The sequence below is a fragment of the Mesorhizobium sp. genome (assembly GCF_017306585.1).
Lineage (GTDB): Bacteria > Pseudomonadota > Alphaproteobacteria > Rhizobiales > Rhizobiaceae > Mesorhizobium.
In genome coordinates this window covers 1-22,404 of sequence record NZ_JAFKIC010000222.1, presented here as the reverse complement: position 1 = coordinate 22,404, position 22,404 = coordinate 1, and the positions used below count along the sequence as shown (strand labels likewise).

Below are 22,404 nucleotides of genomic sequence, written 5' to 3'. Positions count from 1 at the left end.
CCAACCAGGCCTATGAGCTCGTCGGTGACGAGAAGAACCGCGCCGCCTTCGATCGCGGCGAGATCGACGCCGACGGCAAGCCGCGTTTTCAGGGTTTCGAGGGTGCTGCCGGCGGCGGCGACCCCTTTGCCGGATTCCGCCGCCAGCAGCAGGGCGCCGGCGGTTCCCGATTCGAGTTCCGCTCGGGTCGTCCGGGCGGTGATCCGTTCGACGGCAACAGCGATATTTTCAGCCAGATTTTCGGCGACGCCTTTTCGGGCGCGCGCGGTGCCGGCATGGGTGACCGCCGCCAGCCGGCGGCTGCGGCTGATCTCAACGTCACGCTCGACGTCACCATCGAGGAAGCGGCCAACGCCGAAAAGGTGACAGCCATGTTCCCCGACGGACGCAAGGTGGCGGTCAAGCTGCCCGCCTATGTCGAGGACGGACAGACCATCCGGCTCAAGGGGCAGGGCGAGCAAGGGCCCGGCCAGCCTGGAGACGCGCTGGTCAAGATCCATATCCGCCGCCATCCGCGTTACCGCGTCGAGGGTCGTGACCTGCACGCCGATCTGCAGGTGTCGCTGGCGGATGCCGTGCTGGGCGCCAAGGTGCCGGTCGAGACACCGACCGGCAGGCTGGCCGTCAATGTGCCGGCATGGTCGAGTTCGGACAAGGTGCTGCGCCTGAAGGGCAGGGGCCTGCCGGAAAAGGCGGGTGGCCATGGCGATCTCTATGCCCATGTGCGCATCATGCTGCCCGAAGGCGGAGACAACGCTCTCGAAGTGTTGCTGCGCGGCCAAAAAGGCTGATCGTCGGCTTTTGTCCCCCGAACTGTCCGGTTTGAGCGCTTGAAGGGGCTGTGTGCCTGTGCGATAGGCACTCCACAAAGCGAATATCTTGCGGAGAGCACGCACATGGCGGGTGGACAGGGCCTGATGGCCGGCAAGCGCGGCCTGATTCTCGGCGTCGCCAACAACAGGTCGATCGCCTTCGGCATTGCCAAGGCGTGCGTCGACCACGGCGCCGAAATCGCGCTGACCTATCAGGGCGAGGCGTTCAAGAAGCGCGTCGAGCCGCTGGCCACGGAACTCGGCGCCTATGTCGCCGGCCATTGCGACGTCACCGATCCGGCGAGCCTCGACGAGGTTTTCGCCAACGTCGCGAGCCATTGGGGCAAGATCGACTTCCTGGTCCATGCCATCGCCTTTTCCGACAAGGACGAGCTGACCGGCCGCTATGTCGAGACGACGCGCGACAATTTCCTGCGCACCATGGACATTTCGGTGTTTTCCTTCACCACCATCGCCAAGCGCGCAGAAGCGTTGATGCCCGATGGCGGCTCGCTTTTGACGCTGACCTATTACGGCGCCGAGAAGGTCATGCCGCACTACAACGTCATGGGCGTCGCCAAGGCGGCGCTGGAAGCCAGCGTGCGTTATCTCGCCGTGGATCTCGGCGCCAAGAAGATCCGTGTGAACGCGATCTCCGCAGGCCCGATCAAGACGCTCGCCGCCTCGGGCATCGGCGACTTCCGCTACATCCTGAAGTGGAACGAGTACAATTCGCCGCTGAAGCAGACGGTCACGCAGGAAGAGGTCGGCGATTCCGGCGTCTATTTCCTGTCCGACCTGTCGCGTGGCGTCACCGGCGAGGTGCATCATGTCGATTCCGGCTATCACGTGGTCGGCATGAAGGCGGTCGATGCGCCGGATATTTCGACCATCAAGGAATAGGCATCCGCCTCCCGCCCGCTCCGGCATCATTCGGAAGACCTGATGTATCCGCTGGTTTATATCGTGCGCCACGGCCAGACCGCGTGGAACGCCGAATTCCGGCTTCAGGGTCAGGCCGATACCGATCTCAATGTGCTTGGCCGCGAACAGGCGACGGCGAACGGGCACCATCTGGCGGAACTCGTCGGCAATATCAGGGATTTCGATTTCGTCGCCAGTCCGATGCGGCGGACACGCGAGACGATGGAGCGCATCCGCGCCGCCATGAAGCTCGATCCGCTTGCCTATCGCACGGATGTCAGGCTGATCGAGGTCAATTTCGGCGACTGGCAAAGTTTCACCTTCGCCGAACTCGAAAAGCAGTCACCGGGAGCGAGCCGCTCCCGCGCTCTGGACAAATGGAATTTTCAGCCACCCGGCGAGGGGGCTGAAAGCTACCAGATGCTGCTCGAACGGGTGAAGCCCTGCTTTGACGAGATGAAAGGCCCGACGGTCTGCGTCACGCATGGCGGCGTCATGCGCACCTTGTTTCGTTTCGTGGTCGGCATGGCCGAGGACGAGGCGGCGAACCTGGAGATACCGCAGGATCGCGTGCTGCGGCTGCAGGGCAACAGCCTGGAGTGGCTATAGGCTGGCGAGGCGCAATTCCACCAATGCCGCTCGGCTCGACGCTGAGCGCGCTTGATAACCATTCAACAGAGTGAAAAGCCTTAATTCGTGTCGCTGTCGGGCAGCTGCATGTCCGTGACGACATTCTCGCCATTGGTCACGTCATAGGCGATGACGATATCCATGCCGGGCTTGAGCGAGTCGATGTCGGTTTCGGCGTTGAGCTTGTAGGACTTGCCGTCGTCCAGCGTCAGCGTGAGCGCGTCCTTGTCGATCTTCTTGATCAGGCCTTCGGTCTGCCCGGCGAAGGCGGCGGTGGAAAGCAGCAGCGTGGCGGCAACAGCGCCAATCAGGGTACGCATTATCGTCCTCTTTGGTCATTGCGCCGGCACTTTGGCGGCGGATCCTCAACGGCGAATGGAAGAAAGCAGAAACCAGTCGAATGTGTCAAAACTTAAACGTCGGGGATGACAGTTTGACCACTGTGGAAAACGCCAATAGAAGGCAGGCTTCAGCCGGCTGCTATGCCGGGCAGGGCGCTTTTGCATGTCTCATAACACGTTCGGCCATCTTTTCCGCGTCACCACCTGGGGTGAAAGCCACGGCGCAGCGCTTGGCTGCGTGGTCGACGGCTGCCCGCCGGGCATACGGTTCACGCGCGACGAAATCCAGGCCGAGCTCGACAGGCGCCGGCCCGGCCAGTCGCGCTTCGTCACCCAGCGGCGCGAACCCGATGAGGTGAAAGTGCTGTCCGGCTTCGTCTTCGACGAGGACGGCGTGACGATGATCACCACGGGCACGCCGGTGTCGATGCTGATCGAGAATGTCGACCAGCGCTCGAAGGACTATGGCGAGATCGCCCGCCAGTTCCGGCCCGGCCATGCCGACTACACTTATGACGTCAAATACGGCATACGCGACTATCGCGGCGGCGGCCGTTCCTCGGCCCGCGAAACGGCGGCGCGCGTGGCCGCCGGTGCGCTTGCCCGCAAGGTGGTGCCGGGCATGGTGGTGCGTGGCGCGCTGGTGGCGATGGGCGAGAAGTCGATCGATCGCGCCAACTGGAACTGGAATTTCATCGGTGATGCGGAAAACCCGTTCTTCACGCCCGATCCCGCTTCCATTCCCGTGTTCACACAGTATCTCGACGGCATCCGCAAGGCCGGCTCCTCGGTCGGCGCGGTTATTGAAATCGTCGCCGACGGCGTTCCGCCGGGCCTTGGCGCGCCGATTTATGCCAAGCTCGACCAGGACATTGCTTCCGGGCTTATGTCGATCAACGCCGTCAAGGGTGTCGAGATCGGCAATGGTTTCGAGGCGGCCCGCATCACCGGCGAACAGAACGCCGACGAGATGCGCATGGGCAATGACGGCAATCCGGTGTTCCTGTCCAACAATGCCGGCGGCATCCTGGGCGGCATCTCGACCGGCCAGGCGATCGTCGCCCGCTTCGCGGTCAAGCCGACCTCGTCGATCCTGACGCCGCGAAAGTCGATCGACAAGGATGGCCGCGATGTCGAGGTGATGACCAAGGGCCGGCACGACCCTTGCGTCGGCATCCGCGCCGTGCCGATCGGCGAGGCCATGGTCGCCTGCGCCATCGCCGATCATTATCTGCGCCATCGGGGACAGACGGGAAGGGAAGGCAGTAGGGCAGTAGGGCAGTAGGGCAGTATGTTAGGCTGCCCGCCGAGATAGCCAAATTTTTCCTTTCCCCTACTGCCTTACTGCCCTATTCCCCTACTCCCCTGCGAGCGAAGCGAGCACGTCATGCCTTACGACCAGAAGAAGATCGTCGAAGCCATCCGCGCCTTCGAGCGCGGCGAGATCGTCGTCGTCATGGACGATGACGGACGCGAGAACGAGGGCGACCTGATCGTCGCCGCCGTCCACTGCACGCCGGAAAAAATGGCCTTCATCGTCCGCAACACCTCTGGCATCGTCTGCACGCCGATGCCGCGCGAGGAGGCCAAGCGGCTCAACCTTGCGCCGATGGTCGCCGACAATGATTCCGCGCATACCACGGCCTTCACCGTCAGCGTCGACTTCAAGCACGGCACCACGACGGGCATCTCGGCCGACGACCGCACGCTCACGGTCCGCAACCTTGCAAACGGCAATGTCGGCGCCTCGGACTTCGTCCGCCCCGGCCACATCTTCCCACTCATCGCCCGCGAAGGCGGCGTCTTGATGCGTTCTGGTCATACCGAAGCCGCGGTCGACCTGTGCAAGCTCGCAGGCCTGCCGCCGATCGGCGTCATCTCCGAACTGGTCAATGATGACGGCACCGTCAAGCGCGGCCCGCAGGTCGCGGCCTTCGCCGAGGAGCACGGCCTCAAGCAGGTTTCGGTCGCCGATCTCATCGCCTACCGCCAGCGCAAGGAAACGCTGGTCGAGCGCGTCGCCTGTTCCGAGATCGACACGCTCGGTGGCAAGGCGCAGGTTTTCACCTACACGCTTCCCTGGGACACGATGCACCACGTCGCCGTCGTCTTCGGCGACATCCGCGACGGCGAGGATGTGCCGGTGCGGCTGCATTCGGAGGATGTGGTGACCGACGTCTTCGGCACCAGCCACCGGCTGGACGGCATCATGAAGGCGATGGGCGAACGCAAGCGCGGCGTCATCGTCTATCTCAGAGAGGGTTCTGTCGGTGTCGCTCACCAGGAGCGCAAGCGGCCTCAATCCGGCGATCGCGAGGACCATGAGGAAGCGCGCCGGCGCGAAAGCGAATGGCGCGAGATCGGCCTCGGCGCGCAAATCCTGAAGGACCTTGGCATTTCCTCGATCAACCTGATCGCCTCGCGCGAGCGACACTATGTCGGTCTCGAGGGCTTTGGCATCCACATCGCCAAGACCGAGATCATCTAAGGCCGAATGACGAGGCGCCCGGCCTCGCTCGGACCGGGCGCTTCATGAAAAGCTCATTCCGCAGGAACCACGGCCTCGCATCCCTCCAGGCCGCATTTGTGAATGGCAAGGCTGCGCTGTCCCATAAGCACCGTCGCCAGTGCGATGACGCCTGAGGCCACCGAAACCCAGAACCCGTTCTGGGCGCCGAACGTATCCACCACCGCGCCGGCCGCGAATGATCCCAGCGCCATGCCGATGCCGATGCCCGTGGTCACCCAGGTGATGCCCTCGGTCAGCATCGCTTCCGGCACATGCCGCTCGATCAGGCCGAAGGCCGTGATGAAGGTCGGCGAGATGGCAACGCCGCTGATGAAGACGGTCAGCGCCAGAAGGGGCACGTTTCCAGCGGTGAGCGGCAGCAGCGTGCCGAGCGCGACCAGGGCGACCGCGATGGCGAGTTGGCGTTGCAGGGGCGTCTTCAGGTTGAGCGCACCGATGATGATGCCGAGAACGAACGATCCCAGCGCATAGACGCCGATCACGAGACTGGCGGCTCCCGGTTGGCCGAGCTCCTTGGTGATCGCCACCGTGCTCACCTCCGTCGTTGCGAAGGTCGCGCCGATGAAGATCAGCGCGAAGGTGATGATCTGCACCGGGCGCAGGCGGATCGCCGAGCCGCGCGAACCCTGCACTATCGGCCGCACCTGCGGCTCGGTCGAGCGTTGCAGGATGAAGGCTGCCGATCCAAGGGTCAGGAACAATGTGCTGGCGATCATGCCCGCTTCCGGGAACAAGCCGGCGCTGAGGCCCACCGACAACGATGCGCCGGCGATGTAGACCAGTTCGTCCGCCGCCGATTCAAAGGCGAAGGCGGTGTTCATCTCCGGCCGGCCGCGAAAAATCTCGGTCCAGCGTGCGCGCACCATGGCCGGCATGCTGGGCATGGTGGCGGCGAGCAGCGCCGACATGAACAGCGTCCACACCGGCCAGTCCTGGTTGGCGGCCGCGATCAGGACCGCGAAGGCGAGCACGGAGATGATGGTGGTGGGCACCAGGACCCGTGTCTGGCCGAGACGGTCCACCAGTCTCGATATCTGCGGCGCCAGGAATGCGTTGGTGAGCGCGAATGTCGCGGAAACCGCACCCGCCAGCCAGTATTCGCCGCGCGTCTGCGACAGCATCGCCACGATGCCGATCGGCGCCATGGCGATCGGCAGGCGCGCCATGAAGCCGGCGGCGGCGAAGCCCTTGGCTCCTGGGGCGCGGAATATTTCCGAGTAGGGGTTCTGCATGGGCTTTCCTCGACAAAGGAAGATTGGACAATTACATACGAAGCGTATGAATGTTAGATAGATCATACGCAGCGTATGTCAATTGGCATACGAGGCGTATGTAGATGAGGCCAGCATGCACAGACCGCGCAAGGAGATGATCGCCGAAACGCGCGCCAAGCTGATATCAGCCGCCCGCCAGGCATTCGGCACGATCGGCTATGCGCAGGCCTCGATGGATGATTTCACCGCATCGGCCGGCCTGACGCGTGGCGCGCTCTATCATCACTTCGGCGACAAGAAGGGGCTGCTCGAGGCGGTCATCGCCGAGATCGACGCCGAAATGGCTGCTCGCGTCGCGGAAGTGGCGTCGAGAGCGCCCACCCGCTGGCAGCATTTCGTCGACGAATGCACGACCTATATCGAGATGGCTCTGGAGCCGGAAATCCAGCGCATCATGTTCCGGGACGGTCCGGCGGTGCTGGGTGACCCGGCGCAATGGTCGAACGCCAATGCCTGCGTCGGCTCGATGGCCGATCATCTGAGTGCGCTGCAAAGGGAAGGGGTGGTCGTCGACAGCCTCGACCCGGAGACCACGGCCCGGCTGATCAACGGGGCCAGCAGCCAGGCCTCGCAGCGGATCGCCAATTCGGCCGATCCCGAAGCGACGTCGAAAATGGTGGTGGCCGCGTTCAAGCAACTGCTGGAGGGGCTTCTCGCCAAGCCAGGTCTCCACGGAACTGAATAGACGATCGGGCGGCGCTGCCGAGATTGACATCAGCCGGTTTGAGCGCATCCTCCCCAGCCATCTCTGAGGGGGATTCGGGGCATGTGGGATTTCGATATCGGTCGGTCGGTGTCCATCATGATGCGGACCTGGCCGTTCATTGTCTTTCGCATGATCATCTATTTCGGCATCACGCTGGCCTATATCGTGGCGACCGGCGCTGGCGCCTCGGTCGGCTATGGCGTCGGCCATATCTCCACCGATCCCGACGGGCCGCTATCGTTCGCCATGTGGGGCGGGATTGTCGGCTTCGGGATCGTCTCGATCGCCGTCTACTGGATCCGCGAATACATCCTGTATGTCGTCAAGGCCGGGCATATCGCCGTCATGGTCCATCTGATCGACGGCCATGATGTTCCGGATGGCCAGAACCAGATTGCCTATGCAAAAGAGGTCGTGACCGCGCGTTTTGCCGAGGCCAACATCCTCTTCGTCGTCGATCAGCTCGTCAAGGGCGCTATCCGCGCCATCACCGGCCTGCTCGGCGGCATCGCCGCCTTCCTGCCCATTCCGGGTCTGAGCGGCCTGGTTTCCTTCCTCAATACGGTGATCCGCCTGTCGCTGACCTATGTCGACGAGATCATTCTCGGCTACAACATCCGCATCAATTCATCCTCGCCGTTCGAGACCGCGCGGCAAGGGGTCGTGCTCTACGCCCAGAACGGCAAGACCATGGTCAAGAACGCCGTCTGGCTGGCGATCATCATGTGGGGTGTGTCCTTCGTCATATTCCTGCTGATGCTGGCTCCGGCCGCCGCGATCCTGTTCATGATGCCGGGGCAACTCGCCGGCTGGGCCTTCGTGCTCGCCATCGTCTTCGCCTGGGCCTTCAAGGCCGCCTTCATCGAGCCCTTCGCCATCGCCTGCCTGATGCAGGTCTATTTCAAGACCATCGAAGGCCAGGTGCCTGATCCCCAGTGGGATCAGCGGCTCGCCGAGGCATCCTCCAAGTTCAGGGAGTTGAAGGACAAGGCGCTGGCCTCCTTCGGCGGCTCGCGCTGGGGCACGGCGGGCGCGACACGCTGATCGTCCGGACCCGCCGGTGCCGCCGCCAGCCTGTTGAGCTGTGCCACAGCTGACTTGAGTGGCGTTTCGCCTTGCCCGTGGAACGTCTCGCTCATGATCAGCTCGGGCAGTGGCAGGCGTCGGCCCCAACCCTGCGTTTCAAGGTCCGGTTTGGGGGCGAACTGCGAAACCCTGCCGACGCAGAGATAGGCGACCGGCGTGACGTGCCCGGGAATGGACAACAGGTTTTTCAGCGCCCGCGCCTCGATGATGCTGACCCAGCCGACGCCGACACCCTCGGCGCGCGCCGCCAGCCAGAAATTCTGCACCGCGCAGACCGTGCTGTAGAGATCCATCTCCGGATTGTGCGAGCGTCCCAGCGGCGAACCCTTCGAGCGCTCCCGGTCACAGGTGACGCAGATGTTGAGCGCGCTTTCGCAGATGCCTTCGAGCTTCAGCTTGCGATAGAGCGCCTGTCGCTCTTCCTCGATTTCAGGCAGCTCCTGTTCCCGCGCGGTGAGGAAAAGGTCGCGCACCTTCTCACGCCGGTTGGCGTCACGGATGACGATGAAATTCCAGGGCTGCATGAAGCCGACCGATGGTGCGTGATGGGCGGCAAGCAGCAGCCTTGCCAGCACCTCGTCGTCGATGGCTTCCGGCGTGAAATGGCTGCGCACGTCACGCCGCGTGAACATGGCGCGATAAACCGCTTCGCGCGCTATCTGATCAAAGCCGTCACTCGCTCGAGCGGTCATATCTTCCGGCATCGCTTGTCCCTTGCGATTGCTATCGACGCCAGCCGCCTGACCATGCGGATGACGATGCCTGCCAGGCCGGTCTTCTGGCTCGGGATCAACCCACGTCCGGCGCCTTCCCGTCATCGACAGTGGCATTTACCGGCGCGGTCCCCCTTACAGCGTTGGGCACGCCACGGAGTTTAACCGTGTTCCCGATTCTCCCGTTTATGGCGGGCACCAGGCAGTGGCCGCGACCTTACGCCGAAGCGCCCGCCGCGCCAATCCCCGCGGCGACGCGAATGGACGCAGATGTGATTTTCCCCAGCGATCAAAGCCCGGTGCATGGCCTTTGTGCCCCGGCGGCACTAGATAGTGGGACATGGCTACCCGTCTCTATACCCACCCGATCTTTCTCGATCACATCACCCCGCCGGGGCATCCCGAGCGGCCCGACCGTTTGCGCGCCATCGAGCGCGTGCTCGACGACGAAGCCTTTGCCGGGCTCGATCGCGTCAAGGCGCCGGAAGGTGACGAAGCCACCATCCTCTATGCGCATCCCGCCGATTTCGTCGCCCGCGTGCGCGCCGCCATCCCCGAGGAGGGGATCGCCCGCATCGATGCCGACACCACGGCGAGCCCGAAGAGCTGGCAGGCGGTGATCACGGCGATCGGCGCGGCCAATGCCGCCGTCGACGACGTCTTTGCCGGCCGCGCCGACAATGCCTTCGTCGCCGCGCGTCCGCCCGGCCACCATGCCGAAAAGGCCACCGCCATGGGCTTCTGCTTCTTCAACACGGCGGCGATCGCGGCCCGCTATGCGCAGAAGAAGCACGGCGCCGAGCGCGTCGCCGTGGTCGACTGGGACGTACATCACGGCAACGGCACGCAGGACATTTTCTGGGACGATCCGTCGGTGCTCTATTGCTCGACGCACCAGATGCCGCTTTATCCCGGCACCGGCGCGAAGAACGAGACAGGCGCCGGCAACATCGTCAACGCGCCGCTCGCGCCGCAGACCGGCGGCGAGGTGTTTCGCGACGCCTTCCTGTCGCGCGTGCTGCCGGCCCTCGACAATTTCGCGCCCGACCTGATCATTATTTCGGCAGGCTTCGATGCGCATCACCGCGACCCGCTGGCCGAGATCAATCTGACCGAGGATGATTTCGACTGGGCGACAGGCCAGCTGATGCAGCGCGCCGCGCGCCACAGCGGCAACCGGCTCGTCAGCCTGCTCGAGGGCGGCTACGATCTGCAGGGATTGGCATTTTCGGTCGCCGCCCATGTCGGGCGGCTGATGAAAGGATGAATGATGGCTGGTGAGACCAACGAAGACGTCAAGGCGATGAGCTTCGAACAGGCACTCGACGCGCTGGAGAAGATCGTCGATGATCTGGAGCGCGGCGACGTGCCGCTCGACCAGTCGATCCGCATCTACGAGCGTGGCGAGGCGCTGAAGGCGCATTGCGACCGGCTGCTGAAGGCCGCCGAGGACAAGGTCGAGAAGATCAGGCTGTCGCGCGACGGCAAGCCGGTCGGAACGGAGCCGCTCGACGCCGAGTAGACAAAATGGGCGAGGCAGAAAACAGGTAAGGAGTTCAAGCTATGTGCCGCAACATCAAGACCCTGTTCAACTTTGAGCCGCCGGCGACCAATGACGAGGTGCATGACGCCGCTTTGCAGTTCGTGCGCAAGCTGAGCGGTTCGACCAAGCCGTCCAAGCGCAACGAGCATGCCTTCAACCATGCCGTCGAAGCCATCGCCGCCGTCGCGCGCGAATTGATCGATACGCTCGAAACCGCGCAGGAACCGCGCAATCGCGAGGAAGAGGCCGCCAAGGCGAAGGCCAGGTCGGCGCTCCGCTTCGCCTGAGGGGCCGACATGAGCTTTTTCCCCGGAAAAGATCCTGAAGCGGGCGATGCTTTCGCCAGCGACCAGATCGAACTGATGGTCATCCCGAACGCCAAGGACATTGGCGGCTTCGAGGTGCGCCGTGCCTTGCCGACCGCCAAGCGGCGGCTCGTCGGGCCGTTCATCTTCTTCGATCGCATGGGGCCGGCCATCCTGCGCGCCGGTCAGGCGATGGATGTCCGTCCGCATCCGCATATCGGCCTGTCGACGGTGACCTATCTGTTCGACGGCAAGATCAGGCATCGGGATTCGCTGGGCACCGAAATGGTGATCCAGCCCGGCGACGTGAATTTGATGACCGCCGGACGCGGCATCGTCCACTCCGAGCGCACGCCAGAGGAATTGCGCGGCGCACCGATGTCGATCTCCGGCCTGCAGACCTGGCTGGCCCTGCCGGACGACAAGGAAGAGGTAGCGCCGGTTTTCGAGAACACCGCTGCCTTGCGGTTGCCCGATATCGATGCCGAAGGGGTGCGCGGCCGCGTCGTCATCGGCGATTTCCAGGGGCTGCGCTCCCCGGTGCGGGCCGATACCGAAACGCTCTACGCCGATCTCAGGCTGGCGCCCGGCGCCCGCGTGAAAATCCCGGCCGACACCGAAGAGCGCGCCATCTACACGCTGGAGGGCGAGGTCTCGATCTCGGGCGACGTCTTTCCGGCGGAGCGGCTGCTGGTTTTCCGTCCCGGCGACGAAATCGTCATATCGTCGCAAAGCGGCGCGCATTTCATGCTGTTCGGCGGCGCTTCGCTCGGCTCGAAGCGCTATATCTGGTGGAATTTCGTCTCCTCCTCCAAGGAACGCATCGAACAGGCCAAGCAGGAATGGAAGACGGGCCGCTTCGATATCGTTCCCGGCGATGAGAAAGAATTCATTCCGCTGCCGGAAAACTGATGCATGTCGCCCAAAGTGTCTTGGGAATGCACAAAAACAAGTGAATATCGTCCAAAAGCGGCCCGGTTTCGGCACCACGATATGCACGAAAACAAGGACTTGAAAGGGCGGGCATAAGCTGTTTCGACGCTCTGCCCTTTTGAGGACAGGCCCGCGTCACCGACACGCATTTACTTTCGCCGGCCGGCGGCCTATCCCGCCGTTGAACAGAAAGCCTGGGTGCCCGTGAACGCAACGCCGCATACGCCGCTTCTCGACAAGGTCCGCATCCCGGCCGATCTGCGCACGCTGGCCGAAGGTGACTTGCCGCAACTGGCATCCGAGCTGCGCGCCGAACTGATCGACGCGGTATCGCGCACCGGCGGCCATCTTGGCGCCGGTCTTGGCGTCGTCGAACTCACGGTTGCGCTGCACTATGTCTTCAACACTCCCGACGACCGGGTGATCTGGGATGTCGGCCACCAGGCCTATCCGCACAAGATCCTCACCGGCCGCCGCGACCGCATCCGCACGCTGCGGCAGGAAGGCGGCCTCTCCGGCTTCACCCGCCGCGCCGAGAGCGAATACGATCCCTTCGGCGCCGCCCACTCCTCGACGTCGATCTCCGCCGGGCTCGGCATGGCGGCCGCCCGCGATCTCTCCGGCGGCCGCAACAATGTCATCGCCGTCATCGGCGACGGCGCCATGTCGGCAGGCATGGCCTATGAGGCGATGAACAATGCCGGCGCGCTCGATGCGCGGCTCATCGTCATCCTCAACGACAACGACATGTCGATCGCGCCGCCGACCGGCGCCATGAGCGCGTATCTGGCGCGGCTGGCATCAGGGAAGACCTATGTCGGCCTGCGCGATTTCGGCAAGAAGCTGACCTCCTATCTCGGCAAGCGCGCCGACCGCGCCATCACCCGGGCGGTCGAGCATGCGCGCGGCTACGTCACCGGCGGCACGCTGTTCGAGGAACTCGGTTTCTACCACATCGGCCCGATCGACGGTCACAATCTGGAGCATCTGATCCCGGTGCTCAGGAATGTGCGCGACAATGGCAAGGGCCCGGTGCTGATTCATGTCGTCACCCAGAAGGGCAAGGGCTATGCGCCGGCGGAGGCCGCCGCCGACAAATATCACGGCGTCAACAAGTTCGACGTCATCACCGGCGCGCAGGCCAAGGCGCCCGCGAATGCACCGGCCTACACCAAGGTGTTTGCCGAGAGTTTGATCCAGGAAGCGCGCGAGGATGACCGCATCGTCGCCGTCACGGCCGCCATGCCTGGTGGCACCGGCCTCGACCTGTTCGGCGAGGTTTTCCCCAAAAGAACCTTCGATGTCGGCATCGCCGAACAGCATGCGGTGACCTTCGCCGCCGGCCTTGCCACCGAAGGCTATAAGCCTTTCGCCGCGATCTACTCGACCTTCCTGCAGCGCGCCTACGATCAGGTCGTCCACGACGTCGCCATCCAGAAGCTGCCGGTGCGTTTCCCGATCGACCGTGCCGGCTTCGTCGGCGCCGACGGCGCCACCCATTGCGGCGCCTTCGATACAACCTTCCTGGCGTCGCTGCCCGGCTTCGTCGTCATGGCGGCGGCCGACGAGGCGGAGCTGCGCCACATGGTGCGCACCGCGGCAAGCTATGATGACGGCCCGATCGCCTTCCGCTACCCGCGCGGAAACGGCGTCGGCGTCGACATGCCTGAGCGCGGTTCGGCGCTTGAGATCGGCAAGGGCCGTATCGTCAGGGAAGGCACGAAGGTGGCGCTGCTGTCGTTCGGCACTCGGCTGCAGGACTGCCTGATCGCCGCCGAGGAACTCGGCGCCGCCGGGCTTTCCACCACCGTGGCGGATGCCCGCTTCGCCAAGCCCCTCGACGAGGATCTGGTCCGCCGGTTGGCCCGCTCGCACGAGGTTCTGGTGACCGTGGAGGAAGGCGCCATCGGCGGGTTCGCCAGCCATGTGCTGCAATTCCTCGCCCATGAAGGACTGCTGGAGAGCGGCCTGAAGGTGCGCCCTCTGGTGTTGCCCGACGTGTTCACCGATCACGCCAAGCCCGAAAAAATGTATGCCGATGCCGGTCTCGATGCCGCCGGTATCGTGCGCACGGTGTTTGCCGCGCTCGGCCACACGGCGCGCGCCCAGCGCGCCTGAATCAGTGCATCAACGGCTTGACTCGGTTTGCCGGCTTGATTTCGTAACGCATTGTTAACACTGCCGTTTGGCATTTTGCTTACCGTGTCCCTTGGCCGTTTTTCAACGGCACCCTGCTAGATCGGCACCAGGCAGGGAGACGACAACGATGAAGATGCTTTTGTGCGGCGTGGCCCTCCTGGCCGCGACAGCCGCGCCGGTCAGCGCCGAGACGCGCTATGACCGCAATCTTGAAAAGGCGGCGGTGGGGATCGTTGCCGGCAAGATGGGCGATCTCCGTGGCGGCTTTTCCTACAAGCAGGTTCCGCAATTGGTGGTGCCGGATGCTCCGCCTGTGACTGCCGCTCCGGCCGAGCAGCCGCGCGAGCAGGCATCCCGTGATCTGGACAGCGGTTTGTCTCCTGCCGTCGAGCGCCAGGTGTCCCGAACGATCTTCTAGATCTAGAACCACATGTCGCGCACGCAGCGTCCGTCGCGCGGCAGGTCGTCAAACGTGTCGAGACCGTCGAAATGGTCGATGGGAAGATCGGCGACGGCCTCCGGCGGCGCCAGTCTCACATTGACCGCGATGCGGGTCCGGCCGGAATTGCCCGCGCGCAAACCGCGCCAGGCGAGCACACAGGCGCAGGTCGGGCAGAACAGGATTTCGAGCGAAGGCGCTTTCCCCGCGCGCGTGTAGCTGTTCACCGGTCCTGAAACGCGGATGCGCTCATCGACGAAATCATAGGCCCACAACGTGCCATAACGGCGGCAGAGCGTGCAGTTGCAGGCAGTGATCGGGCCGGGATCACCCTCCAGGGTCCAGTGGGTTGCACCACAATGGCAGGTTCCCGTCAGCATCTGGCCTCCTTCACGGTCGTGCTCGGACCCGCTCCCCTGTCGCCATTGTGCCGACCTCGCGCGTCGCCCGCAAGCTGCCCAATGTCCTTGCGTTCACGCCCGCCTTTCGCCAATGAAGGGCCATGAACACGCCTTTGCCAGCCAGCACGCGCCAGCGGCTCGACGACCTGCTCGTCCAGCGCGGGCTGTTTGCCAGCCGCTCTCGCGCCCGCGACGCGGTCGAGCGCGGCACCGTCACTGTCGATGGCGTCATTGCCCGCAAGCCGGGACAGGCTGTCCAATGCGACTGCGCCCTTGGCGTGGATGATCCGGCGCAGGCCTATGTCTCGCGCGCTGCGCTCAAGCTGATTGCCGGGCTCGACCATTTCGGCCTCGACCCGGCAGGCCGCGAGGTGCTCGACATCGGAGCCTCGACCGGGGGCTTCACCCAGGTCCTGCTGGAGCGGGGCGCGTCGCACGTCACGGCCATCGATGTCGGCCACGGTCAGATGCACCCGGATGTCGGCAAAGACCAGAGAGTGACGGTAATCGAGGGCCTGAATGCGCGCGATCTCACATCGGCCGATCTTGCCGGCCGGGTTCCGGATTTCATCGTGTCCGACGTCAGCTTCATCTCGTTGAAACTGGCGCTGCCGCCGGCGCTCACGATCGCAAAGGCTGGCGCCCGCGCCATGCTGCTGGTGAAACCGCAGTTCGAGGCGGGCCGCGAGGCCATCGGCAAGGGCGGCTTGCTGAAAAACCCCGGAGATGCCGACCGGGTCGCCGGCCTGCTACGGGACTGGTTGAATGCCGTTCCCGGCTGGCGTTCGCTTGGCTTGCATCCATCGCCGATCGAAGGCGGCGACGGCAATCGCGAATATCTGCTTGGCGGGATCAAGGATCGATGAGCGCGCGCTTTACCATCGGGAAACTGGGCGCGCAGGGCGACGGCATCGCCGAGACCGAAAGCGGCGATCTGTTCATCCCGTTCACGCTGCCCGGCGAGACGGTTACGGCGGCGCGTGAAAGGGATCGCGCCACGCTGATGGCGGTGCTGGAGGCTTCGCCGCTGCGCATCGATCCCGCCTGCCGCCATTTCACCGAATGCGGCGGCTGCGCGCTGCAGCATTTCGAGGCCGGGGCCTATCGCCAGTGGAAGCGCGACAAGGTCGTGCATGCTTTGAAGGGCAAGGGCATTGATTGCGACATTGCCGAACTCGTCGCCTGTGCGCCGCACACGCGCCGCCGTGTCGTGCTCGCCGCCCGGCGCACGGAAGCCGGCATGCTGCTTGGCTTCAACCGACATCTGTCGCCGGAAATCATCCCGATATCTGAGTGCCCGATTTCGCTGCCTGAAATCGTCGCCGCGTTCGACCGTTTGAGAGCGCTCGCCGATTTGACATGCGCCACGACCAAGTCGTTCCGCATGGCGGTTACCGTGACGGCCTCCGGCCTCGATGTGGCGGTTCACGAGTCCGGCAAGCTCGGCGAAAACCAGCGCCGCATCGCCTCCAATTTTGTCATTGCGCAGGGCTTTGCCAGGCTGTCCATCGACGATGAGATCATCATCGAGCCGAGAAAGCCGGTGGTCATGTTCGGCAGCGTCTCGGTCGCGGTACCTCCCGGCGCCTTCCTGCAGGCGACCGAAGCTGCCGAACAGACCATGGCCGATCTTGTCGGCGCGCATCTGAAACGCGCCAGAAAGGTTGCCGACCTTTTCGCCGGTTGCGGCAGCTTCGCGTTTCGGCTCGCACAGAAATCGGAGGTGCATGCCGTGGAAGGCGATGCAGCCGCCCTTTCGGCGCTCGACCGGGGATCGCGCTTCGCCACCGGTCTCAAGCGGGTGACGGGCGAACGCCGTGACCTGTTCCGGCGTCCGCTGACATTCAAGGAACTGAACGCTTTCGACGGCCTCGTCTTCGACCCGCCGCGGGCCGGCGCCGAGGACCAGTCGAAGCAGATTGCGCGTTCGGATGTTCCCCTCGTTGCCGCGGTCTCCTGCAATCCGGTGACGCTGGCCCGCGACCTGCGCATCCTGATCGATGGCGGCTATGCCCTGAAGAGCGTGACGCCGATCGACCAGTTCCTGTGGTCTTCGCACGTTGAAGCCGTCGCCCTGCTGGAGAAGCCGAAGAGACGCCGCGGCTGAGCCTGGCAATGATCACGTTTGGTTGAGACCGGGCAATTCGGCGGCTTTCGACTGAAAGGTGCCGGATTGCCGCCGCAAAGCCGCCTTGATGCGTCGGCCTATTTCGGGCCCAGGGACGGAAGTATCATCACTCTCACCTGACGGATGATCGTAATGCGGACGGTCTCGAAATTCCTCGCGTTCTTCTTCGCGTTCTCCATTTTCGCGCTCTGCCTGACAGGCGGGGCACTGGCGCAAGGCCAAAAGCGCCTTGCTTTCGTCATCGGCAACGCAGCCTATCCATCGGGGGCGCTGGCGACGCCGGCCAACGATGCCGGGCTGATCGCACAAACCCTGCAGGCGGCCGGCTTCGATGTTGTCGGCGCGCGTGACGTCGACCAGGAATCGCTGCGTGGCGCCTATCGCGATTTCCTGGCCAAGGTGACGGCGGCAGGCCCGGACGCCGTGGTGTTCGTCTATCTGGCCGGCCAGGGCTTGCAGTTCGAGGGCGAGAACTACTTCGCCCCGGTCGATGCCCAGATCGCCAATGCGGCCGACGTGCCGATGGCCGCGGTGCGGGTTTCCGATCTGACAAAGCCGCTGGCCGCCTTGCCGACGAAGGTCAACATCGTCGTGCTCGACGCGGCGCGGCCGAACTCTTTCGCCAAGTCGAACCAGCCGCTGGCCGGCGGTCTCGCGCTGGTCGATCCCGACCCCAACATGCTGATCGCCTTCAATGCCGCGCCAGGCACGGTCGCGCCAGAGGGCAAGGGGCCGTATGGCGCCTACGCCCAGGCGCTGGCCGAGATGATCAGGGATGGCGGCCTGCAGCTTGGTGACGTCTTCGACCGCACACGCCTGCGCGTCAGCGAGGCGACGCAGGGCGCCGAACTGCCCTGGGACGCCTCCAAGATCACCGATCCCTTCGTCTTCTTCGATCGTGGGCCGGATGCTCCGCCGCCACAGGTTTCAGCCGCTGAAGTGCGGGCGGACCGGACCAAGGAGATTCGCGACTTCGACGCGCACGATGCCTATGTCGCCGCCCTCGATCGCGACACGATGCGCGGCTACGAGGATTTCATCGTCGCTTATCCGCACGACCCGATGGCCAAGCGCGTTCGTGCCATCCTTGCGGCGCGGCGCGAGGCGATCACCTGGCGCCAGACCTGGCTGAGGGACACGCCGGAGGCCTATTGGTCCTACCTTCAGCGCTATCCGCATGGCCCGCATGCCTGGGACGCCCGCCGCCGGCTCGAGCATTTCGACGCCGCCCTGGAGCCGCCGCCGAGCTTCACCGTCTATGCCTATGACGTGCCGCCGCCGCCGCCGGAGGAGATCGTCTATGTCGACCGGCCGGTGCTCTATTTCGACGATCCCGAGTTCGACTTCCCGCCGCCGCCGCCGGTCGCGGTGATCTTCCTGCCGCCGCCGCCGCCGGATTTCATCGTGCTGCCGCCGCCACCGCCGCCGATTGGGGTTTTCCTCCTGCCGACCCCGGTCTTCGTGCCGGTGCCGGCTTGGGTGAACCCGCCGCATGATATTTTCCCGCCGCCCGAGAATGTCATCTTCAACAACATCCACAACACCACGGTCATCAACAACACGACCATCAACGAGAACAACAATCAGGCTGGCGGCCTGACCACCGGCCAGAAGCTGACCGCCGGCGCGGTGGGGCTCGGTGCGGCCGCGCTTGCGACCAAGGTCGCGCTGCCTGCCTTCCTGCAGAAGAAGGAGGCCACGCTCGCCAAGAACCCGGCGGTCAACCCGGGTGGCCTGCCGTCGAAGCTGGTCAAGACGGGACAGCAGAACGGCGGCGCCGCGCCCCTGTCCAAGACATTGCCGGCGGACAAGCTGGCCGGGCACGCCTTGCCGGGCGCCGACGGCAAGACGCTTCCGCTCGTCAATGGCAAGCCGGTTCTCAATGGCAAGCCTGTCCTCAACGGTCAGAACCTGCCCGACGACAAAGCCGCGAAGCTTTTGCGCAAGAAAGGCGTTGCCGGCGCAACCCCGCCCGCTGTCACCAATGGCGGCACGCCGACAACCAATGGGCAAGGCACCTCGTCGAAACTCAAGACGAACAACACCTTGACCCCCGATGAACAGATGGCCGCCAACGGCAAGCACAGGAAACTGCATGGTCAGGATGCCGGCGGCCCTGCCTCGAACAATGGTCAGCCGAGCGGGCAGGGCAAGGGCCCGAAGTTTCGTAAGCAACCGACCGGAGCCGGCCCGACCGGCAACGATACGGGCGGCAAGCAGAAGCTGAAGGTATCGAACGGCAATCCGCAGCGGCAGATCAAGCTGCAGGACAAGCCGAGGATTCAGGTGCAGTCAAAGCCGAAGCCTGAATTCCATGCACAGCCCAAGCCTCAGATGCAGGCGCGTCGGCAGCCTCCTCCCCCGCCAAAGGCGCAAGGCGGAAAGAAGCCGCCTTGCGGTCAGCAGGGCGAACCGGCCTGCCGGAAGTAGGTGACTTCGCCAGAATGGCGGCAAATGAGGGGCCGTACCACAGCCGGAACGGATGTGGTGCGGCCCTGCTGCCGTCGGATCACAACTGCGTGGGGTGGGCTTGACCAACATTGCGGCTGTCCCGGCCCGCTGGTACCAGTCGAAGCCGGGCTGGGGCGCCTAAGGGAGTGATCTTGATGAGGATTGCAAGCGTTCTGACATCAATCGCCGTGGCCGGCTTCCTCGCGACCGGAGTAGCCTCCGCCGCAACGACTGCAGCCACCACGACCACGACGGCGCCGGCCGCCACGACGGCGGCTCCGATGAAGAAGAAGGCGTCTGCCATGACGCCGGAGGAGACCGCGATTTCAAAGCAGTGCTCGGCGCTTGCGGATGCCAAGAAGCTGCACGGCAAGGAGCGTCACAAATTCCGCGCCGATTGCAAGAAGAACGGCGGCAAAGCTACCTGATGCCTTCATAACGAAGATCAGCTGCCAGCCTGCCCTGATGGGGGCTGGCGGCGATCTGGGCAACGGCTCCCATGCCGAGCCACTTCAAACCGTGCTGAGCGACTTCGAAAGCCGTGGATTGGCAACTGGAGCCACTACTGTTTCCAGTCAGCCGATATAATCCGCGGCCACGGTTGCGTCCCGTTGATTGGCCACCCCGATAACACGAATGAAGAGATTGGCCGCGATGGAAACCGCGAAGTTGAGGATCAGCGCGTAGAACCCGATATAGGCTGGTATCGTCAGGCCTGCGATATGCAGCGGAAAGCCGGACGTCTGGAAACCGGTGAGCGACGCGGCCCATATGCCCCAGATCAGCCCGGCGGCGAGGCCCAATAGCAGAGCCTTGGCATCGAACCAGCGCGTGTAGATCCCGCAGACGATGGCCGGCAGGGTCTGCAGGATGAGGATGCCGCCCAGAAGCTGTAGCTGGATCGCATAGGTCAGCGGCAGGAACAGGATGAACATCAGCGCACCGAACTTGACGATGAGCGAGAACAGCTTGGCCATGCTGGTCTCCTGCTCGGCCGAACAGGCCGGATTGACATAGGCCTTGTAGATGTTGCGGGTGAAGAGATTGGCCGCCGCAATCGACATGATCGCGGCAGGAACGAGGGCGCCGATGGCGACCGCCGCGAAGCCGAGGCCGACGAACCAGCTCGGGAAGAAGTGCAGCAGCAATCCGGGCATAGCGAACTGCGCCTTGTATTGGGCGAAGTAGGGCGCGAGTTCGGGCGACTTGTCGATGCCGGACGCGTAGGCAAAGTAGCCGAGCATCGCGATCAGGCCGAGCACCAGCGAATAGGCCGGCAGGAACACCCAGTTGCGCCGCAGCGTGTTGGGTCCTTTCGCCGACAGCACCGCCGTGGTGGCGTGCGGGTAGAGCATCAGTGCCAGCGCCGATCCGAAGGCCAGGGTGGTGTAGATGGAAATCTGCCCGGTATTGCCGTCCTTCACCGCAGGCAGCAGCAGGCGGTCGGGTGGAATGGCCGCGAAGATTTTCCCCAAACCACCCATCTTGATCGGCACGACGACGATCAGGGCGATGACCGTGACATAGACAAGCAGATCCTTGACGATGGCGATTGAGGCAGGCGCGCGCAGCCCGCTGGTATAGGTAAAGGCAGCCAGGATGATGAACGCTATGATCAGCGGCAGGTCGCCGGCGAGACCGCCGGTCGGGAAGCCCAATCCGCCTATGACCACCTGGATGCCGACCAGTTGCAGCGCGATGTAAGGCATGGTGGCGACGATGCCGGTCAGCGCGATCGCCAGCGCCAGCGCCCGGTTGTTGTAGCGGCCGGCGACGAAATCGGAGGCGGTGACATAATTGTGCTGCCGCGCCACCATCCACAATCGAGGCAGGATGGCGAAGACCATGGGATAGACCAGCACCGTGTAGGGCACGGCAAAGAAGCCGAGCGCGCCGGCGCCGAAGACCAGGGCAGGCACGGCGATGAACGTATAGGCCGTGTAGAGATCGCCCCCGATTAGGAACCACGTCACCCAGGTGCCGAAACGGCGCCCGCCGAGGCCCCATTCGTGCAATTGGCTCATATCGCCCTTGCGCCAGTGCGCCGATACGAACCCCAGCAAGGTGATGAAGCCGAATATCGCAATGAAGATAGCGGTGGCGACGACGTTCATGATGTCAATCTCCACTGCCGCGCGGCACGGTCATCCTGTAGACGATGGCGATGAAGATGCTGGACAGCGGCACCCATAGAATCTGCCACCAGTAGAAGAACGGAACGCCGAACAGGCTTGGCTCCATCCGGTTGAAGAATGGCACGATAAGTACCGCGACACAGGGGATCGCGAGCAGGATGACCTGCAGCGGTCCGAGCTTGCGTGGGCTTGGAGCGGAGCTCATGCCAAAATGTCCTCCCCGGATGCGGAACCCGACCTTGGTCGGCACGCTGCTCCGAATTGCCAACCGGTGCAAGAAAGGGCTTCCCGGATATCAATGCCAATAATGTTACTGGAGTGCCCTGGGGCGGCGCCCGGTCACAGGCCGGGGAGCAAGAAGGCCGCTACGCCTCTTGAATGCCCTCGCGCCCCGCTGCCCGCGCCGTCCTGACCAATTTGCGGTTAAAGGTCGCGAACCCTGTGCATTGCGCGGACTTGCCGAGATGCAGGTTGACTGTCGATCAGGATCCGGCGCGTGGGGACTGCTTCTGGATGGTCGTTCGTTAGATAGCACGAACGATCAGGTTGCTATCAATCGCGAGCAATCCGCCGCCGTGCCTCGGCGAGCACGCCTGCATCCATCTCTTCCAGGGTCTTCGGTTCGCCGCCGTGTGGCAGAAGGCCAAGCACATCTTCGGGCCGCGTTGGGGTGAAGGCTGGCGCGGGCCTCAGGAGCACGCCCTGCGGCGTGTCCCCAACCTCAAGGCGCTTGCCTGCACCCCGTTCCCGATGCCTACGGACCCCACTGGGCGGATATCGTCGCGAGGCCAATGCTACGCCTCAAACCCGGGTGCCGCCGACCGTCATCTGGTTCATCCTGAGATGCGGCTGGCCGACGCCGACGGGCACGCCCTGTCCGGCCTTGCCGCACATGCCGATGCCGTTGTCGAGCT

24 protein-coding genes and 1 riboswitch are annotated in these 22,404 nt (G+C 64.1%); of the genes, 17 read left to right on the top strand and 7 right to left on the bottom strand.

What is annotated here, in order from left to right; genetic code table 11:
* The 3 genes from J0I79_RS27320 to J0I79_RS27310 form a co-directional block, all read left to right on the top strand.
* Positions 1–791, top strand: a 791-nt coding sequence (locus tag J0I79_RS27320) for a DnaJ C-terminal domain-containing protein (protein WP_292866742.1), incomplete at its 5' end; no start/stop codon positions are given.
* 105 nt (positions 792–896) lie between these two features.
* On the top strand, positions 897–1,715 hold the full coding sequence (gene fabI, locus J0I79_RS27315) for an enoyl-ACP reductase FabI (RefSeq protein ID WP_292866740.1): 819 nt from the start codon (positions 897–899) through the stop codon (positions 1,713–1,715).
* A gap of 42 nt (positions 1,716–1,757) precedes the next feature.
* A complete protein-coding gene (locus tag J0I79_RS27310) occupies positions 1,758–2,345 on the top strand; it encodes a histidine phosphatase family protein (protein WP_292866738.1) in 588 nt (195 codons plus the stop codon).
* An 80-nt stretch (positions 2,346–2,425) separates the two neighbouring features.
* On the opposite strand, the gene J0I79_RS27305 is transcribed toward J0I79_RS27310, so the two are convergent.
* Positions 2,426–2,686, bottom strand: coding sequence for a DUF1344 domain-containing protein (locus tag J0I79_RS27305; protein ID WP_292866736.1), 261 nt, complete (start codon positions 2,684–2,686; stop codon positions 2,426–2,428).
* A 184-nt stretch (positions 2,687–2,870) separates the two neighbouring features.
* Here J0I79_RS27305 and aroC point away from each other — a divergent pair, with 184 nt between their 5' ends.
* Entirely contained in the window at positions 2,871–3,992 is a 1,122-nt protein-coding gene (aroC, locus tag J0I79_RS27300) for a chorismate synthase (RefSeq protein ID WP_292866734.1), read from the top strand.
* A 102-nt stretch (positions 3,993–4,094) separates the two neighbouring features.
* Positions 4,095–5,195 carry a 3,4-dihydroxy-2-butanone-4-phosphate synthase gene (gene ribB, locus J0I79_RS27295; RefSeq protein WP_292866732.1) on the top strand — a complete coding sequence of 367 codons (1,101 nt, stop codon included), beginning with the start codon at positions 4,095–4,097 and terminating at the stop codon, positions 5,193–5,195.
* Between the two features lie 53 nt (positions 5,196–5,248).
* Here the strand turns inward: ribB and J0I79_RS27290 are convergent, their stop codons facing one another.
* A complete protein-coding gene (locus tag J0I79_RS27290; protein ID WP_292866730.1) occupies positions 5,249–6,469 on the bottom strand; it encodes an MFS transporter in 1,221 nt (406 codons plus the stop codon).
* A 115-nt stretch (positions 6,470–6,584) separates the two neighbouring features.
* Between J0I79_RS27290 and J0I79_RS27285 the strand changes: the two genes are divergently transcribed.
* Positions 6,585–7,196, top strand: a complete 612-nt coding sequence (locus J0I79_RS27285) for a TetR/AcrR family transcriptional regulator (protein WP_292866728.1) — start codon at positions 6,585–6,587, stop codon at positions 7,194–7,196.
* A gap of 81 nt (positions 7,197–7,277) precedes the next feature.
* Positions 7,278–8,261: a hypothetical protein gene (locus tag J0I79_RS27280; RefSeq protein ID WP_292866726.1), complete on the top strand. Its 984-nt coding sequence runs from the start codon at positions 7,278–7,280 to the stop codon at positions 8,259–8,261.
* On the opposite strand, the gene bluB is transcribed toward J0I79_RS27280, so the two are convergent.
* On the bottom strand, positions 8,159–8,995 hold the full coding sequence (gene bluB / locus J0I79_RS27275; protein WP_292866724.1) for a 5,6-dimethylbenzimidazole synthase: 837 nt from the start codon (positions 8,993–8,995) through the stop codon (positions 8,159–8,161). The two genes, J0I79_RS27280 and bluB, sit on opposite strands and share 103 nt — an antisense overlap.
* 58 nt (positions 8,996–9,053) lie before the next feature.
* Positions 9,054–9,234: riboswitch (cobalamin riboswitch) on the bottom strand.
* Between the two features lie 122 nt (positions 9,235–9,356).
* On the opposite strand from bluB, the gene J0I79_RS27270 reads away from it, so the two are divergent.
* From J0I79_RS27270 to J0I79_RS27245, 6 genes are all read left to right on the top strand, one after another.
* Complete coding sequence (locus J0I79_RS27270; protein WP_292866722.1) at positions 9,357–10,283, top strand: histone deacetylase family protein; 927 nt, start codon at positions 9,357–9,359, stop codon at positions 10,281–10,283.
* A gap of 3 nt (positions 10,284–10,286) precedes the next feature.
* Complete coding sequence (locus J0I79_RS27265; RefSeq protein WP_115139957.1) at positions 10,287–10,538, top strand: exodeoxyribonuclease VII small subunit; 252 nt, start codon at positions 10,287–10,289, stop codon at positions 10,536–10,538.
* A 41-nt stretch (positions 10,539–10,579) separates the two neighbouring features.
* Entirely contained in the window at positions 10,580–10,846 is a 267-nt protein-coding gene (locus tag J0I79_RS27260; RefSeq protein ID WP_292866717.1) for a DUF2277 domain-containing protein, read from the top strand.
* 9 nt (positions 10,847–10,855) lie between these two features.
* Positions 10,856–11,776: a pirin family protein gene (locus tag J0I79_RS27255; RefSeq protein WP_292866715.1), complete on the top strand. Its 921-nt coding sequence runs from the start codon at positions 10,856–10,858 to the stop codon at positions 11,774–11,776.
* A gap of 225 nt (positions 11,777–12,001) precedes the next feature.
* On the top strand, positions 12,002–13,915 hold the full coding sequence (gene dxs, locus J0I79_RS27250) for a 1-deoxy-D-xylulose-5-phosphate synthase (RefSeq protein WP_292866744.1): 1,914 nt from the start codon (positions 12,002–12,004) through the stop codon (positions 13,913–13,915).
* Between the two features lie 148 nt (positions 13,916–14,063).
* A complete protein-coding gene (locus J0I79_RS27245) occupies positions 14,064–14,354 on the top strand; it encodes a hypothetical protein (RefSeq protein WP_292866714.1) in 291 nt (96 codons plus the stop codon).
* Positions 14,355–14,356: 2 nt separating this feature from the next.
* On the opposite strand, the gene J0I79_RS27240 is transcribed toward J0I79_RS27245, so the two are convergent.
* Positions 14,357–14,755: a GFA family protein gene (locus J0I79_RS27240; protein WP_292866712.1), complete on the bottom strand. Its 399-nt coding sequence runs from the start codon at positions 14,753–14,755 to the stop codon at positions 14,357–14,359.
* Positions 14,756–14,877: 122 nt separating this feature from the next.
* Here J0I79_RS27240 and J0I79_RS27235 point away from each other — a divergent pair, with 122 nt between their 5' ends.
* The 4 genes from J0I79_RS27235 (at position 14,878) to J0I79_RS27220 (ending at position 19,783) form a co-directional block, all read left to right on the top strand.
* The gene (locus J0I79_RS27235) at positions 14,878–15,642 is read left to right on the top strand and encodes a TlyA family RNA methyltransferase (RefSeq protein WP_292866710.1); all 765 of its coding nucleotides are present in this window, start codon (positions 14,878–14,880) and stop codon (positions 15,640–15,642) included.
* Entirely contained in the window at positions 15,639–16,883 is a 1,245-nt protein-coding gene (locus tag J0I79_RS27230) for a class I SAM-dependent RNA methyltransferase (RefSeq protein WP_292866708.1), read from the top strand. The genes J0I79_RS27235 and J0I79_RS27230 overlap by 4 nt, the downstream gene beginning before the upstream one ends.
* A gap of 153 nt (positions 16,884–17,036) precedes the next feature.
* Positions 17,037–19,334: a caspase family protein gene (locus tag J0I79_RS27225; RefSeq protein WP_366015326.1), complete on the top strand. Its 2,298-nt coding sequence runs from the start codon at positions 17,037–17,039 to the stop codon at positions 19,332–19,334.
* A 176-nt stretch (positions 19,335–19,510) separates the two neighbouring features.
* Entirely contained in the window at positions 19,511–19,783 is a 273-nt protein-coding gene (locus tag J0I79_RS27220; protein ID WP_292866704.1) for a hypothetical protein, read from the top strand.
* A 147-nt stretch (positions 19,784–19,930) separates the two neighbouring features.
* Here J0I79_RS27220 and mctP read toward each other — a convergent pair whose 3' ends face one another.
* The 3 genes from mctP to J0I79_RS27205 all read right to left on the bottom strand — a co-directional run bounded on the left by mctP (position 19,931) and on the right by J0I79_RS27205 (position 22,282).
* Positions 19,931–21,469, bottom strand: a complete 1,539-nt coding sequence (mctP, locus tag J0I79_RS27215; protein WP_292866702.1) for a monocarboxylate uptake permease MctP — start codon at positions 21,467–21,469, stop codon at positions 19,931–19,933.
* A 4-nt stretch (positions 21,470–21,473) separates the two neighbouring features.
* A complete protein-coding gene (locus J0I79_RS27210) occupies positions 21,474–21,695 on the bottom strand; it encodes a DUF3311 domain-containing protein (protein WP_292866700.1) in 222 nt (73 codons plus the stop codon).
* 347 nt (positions 21,696–22,042) lie between these two features.
* A complete protein-coding gene (locus J0I79_RS27205) occupies positions 22,043–22,282 on the bottom strand; it encodes an AbrB family transcriptional regulator (RefSeq protein ID WP_292866698.1) in 240 nt (79 codons plus the stop codon).
* Positions 22,283–22,404: the final 122 nt, after the last annotated feature.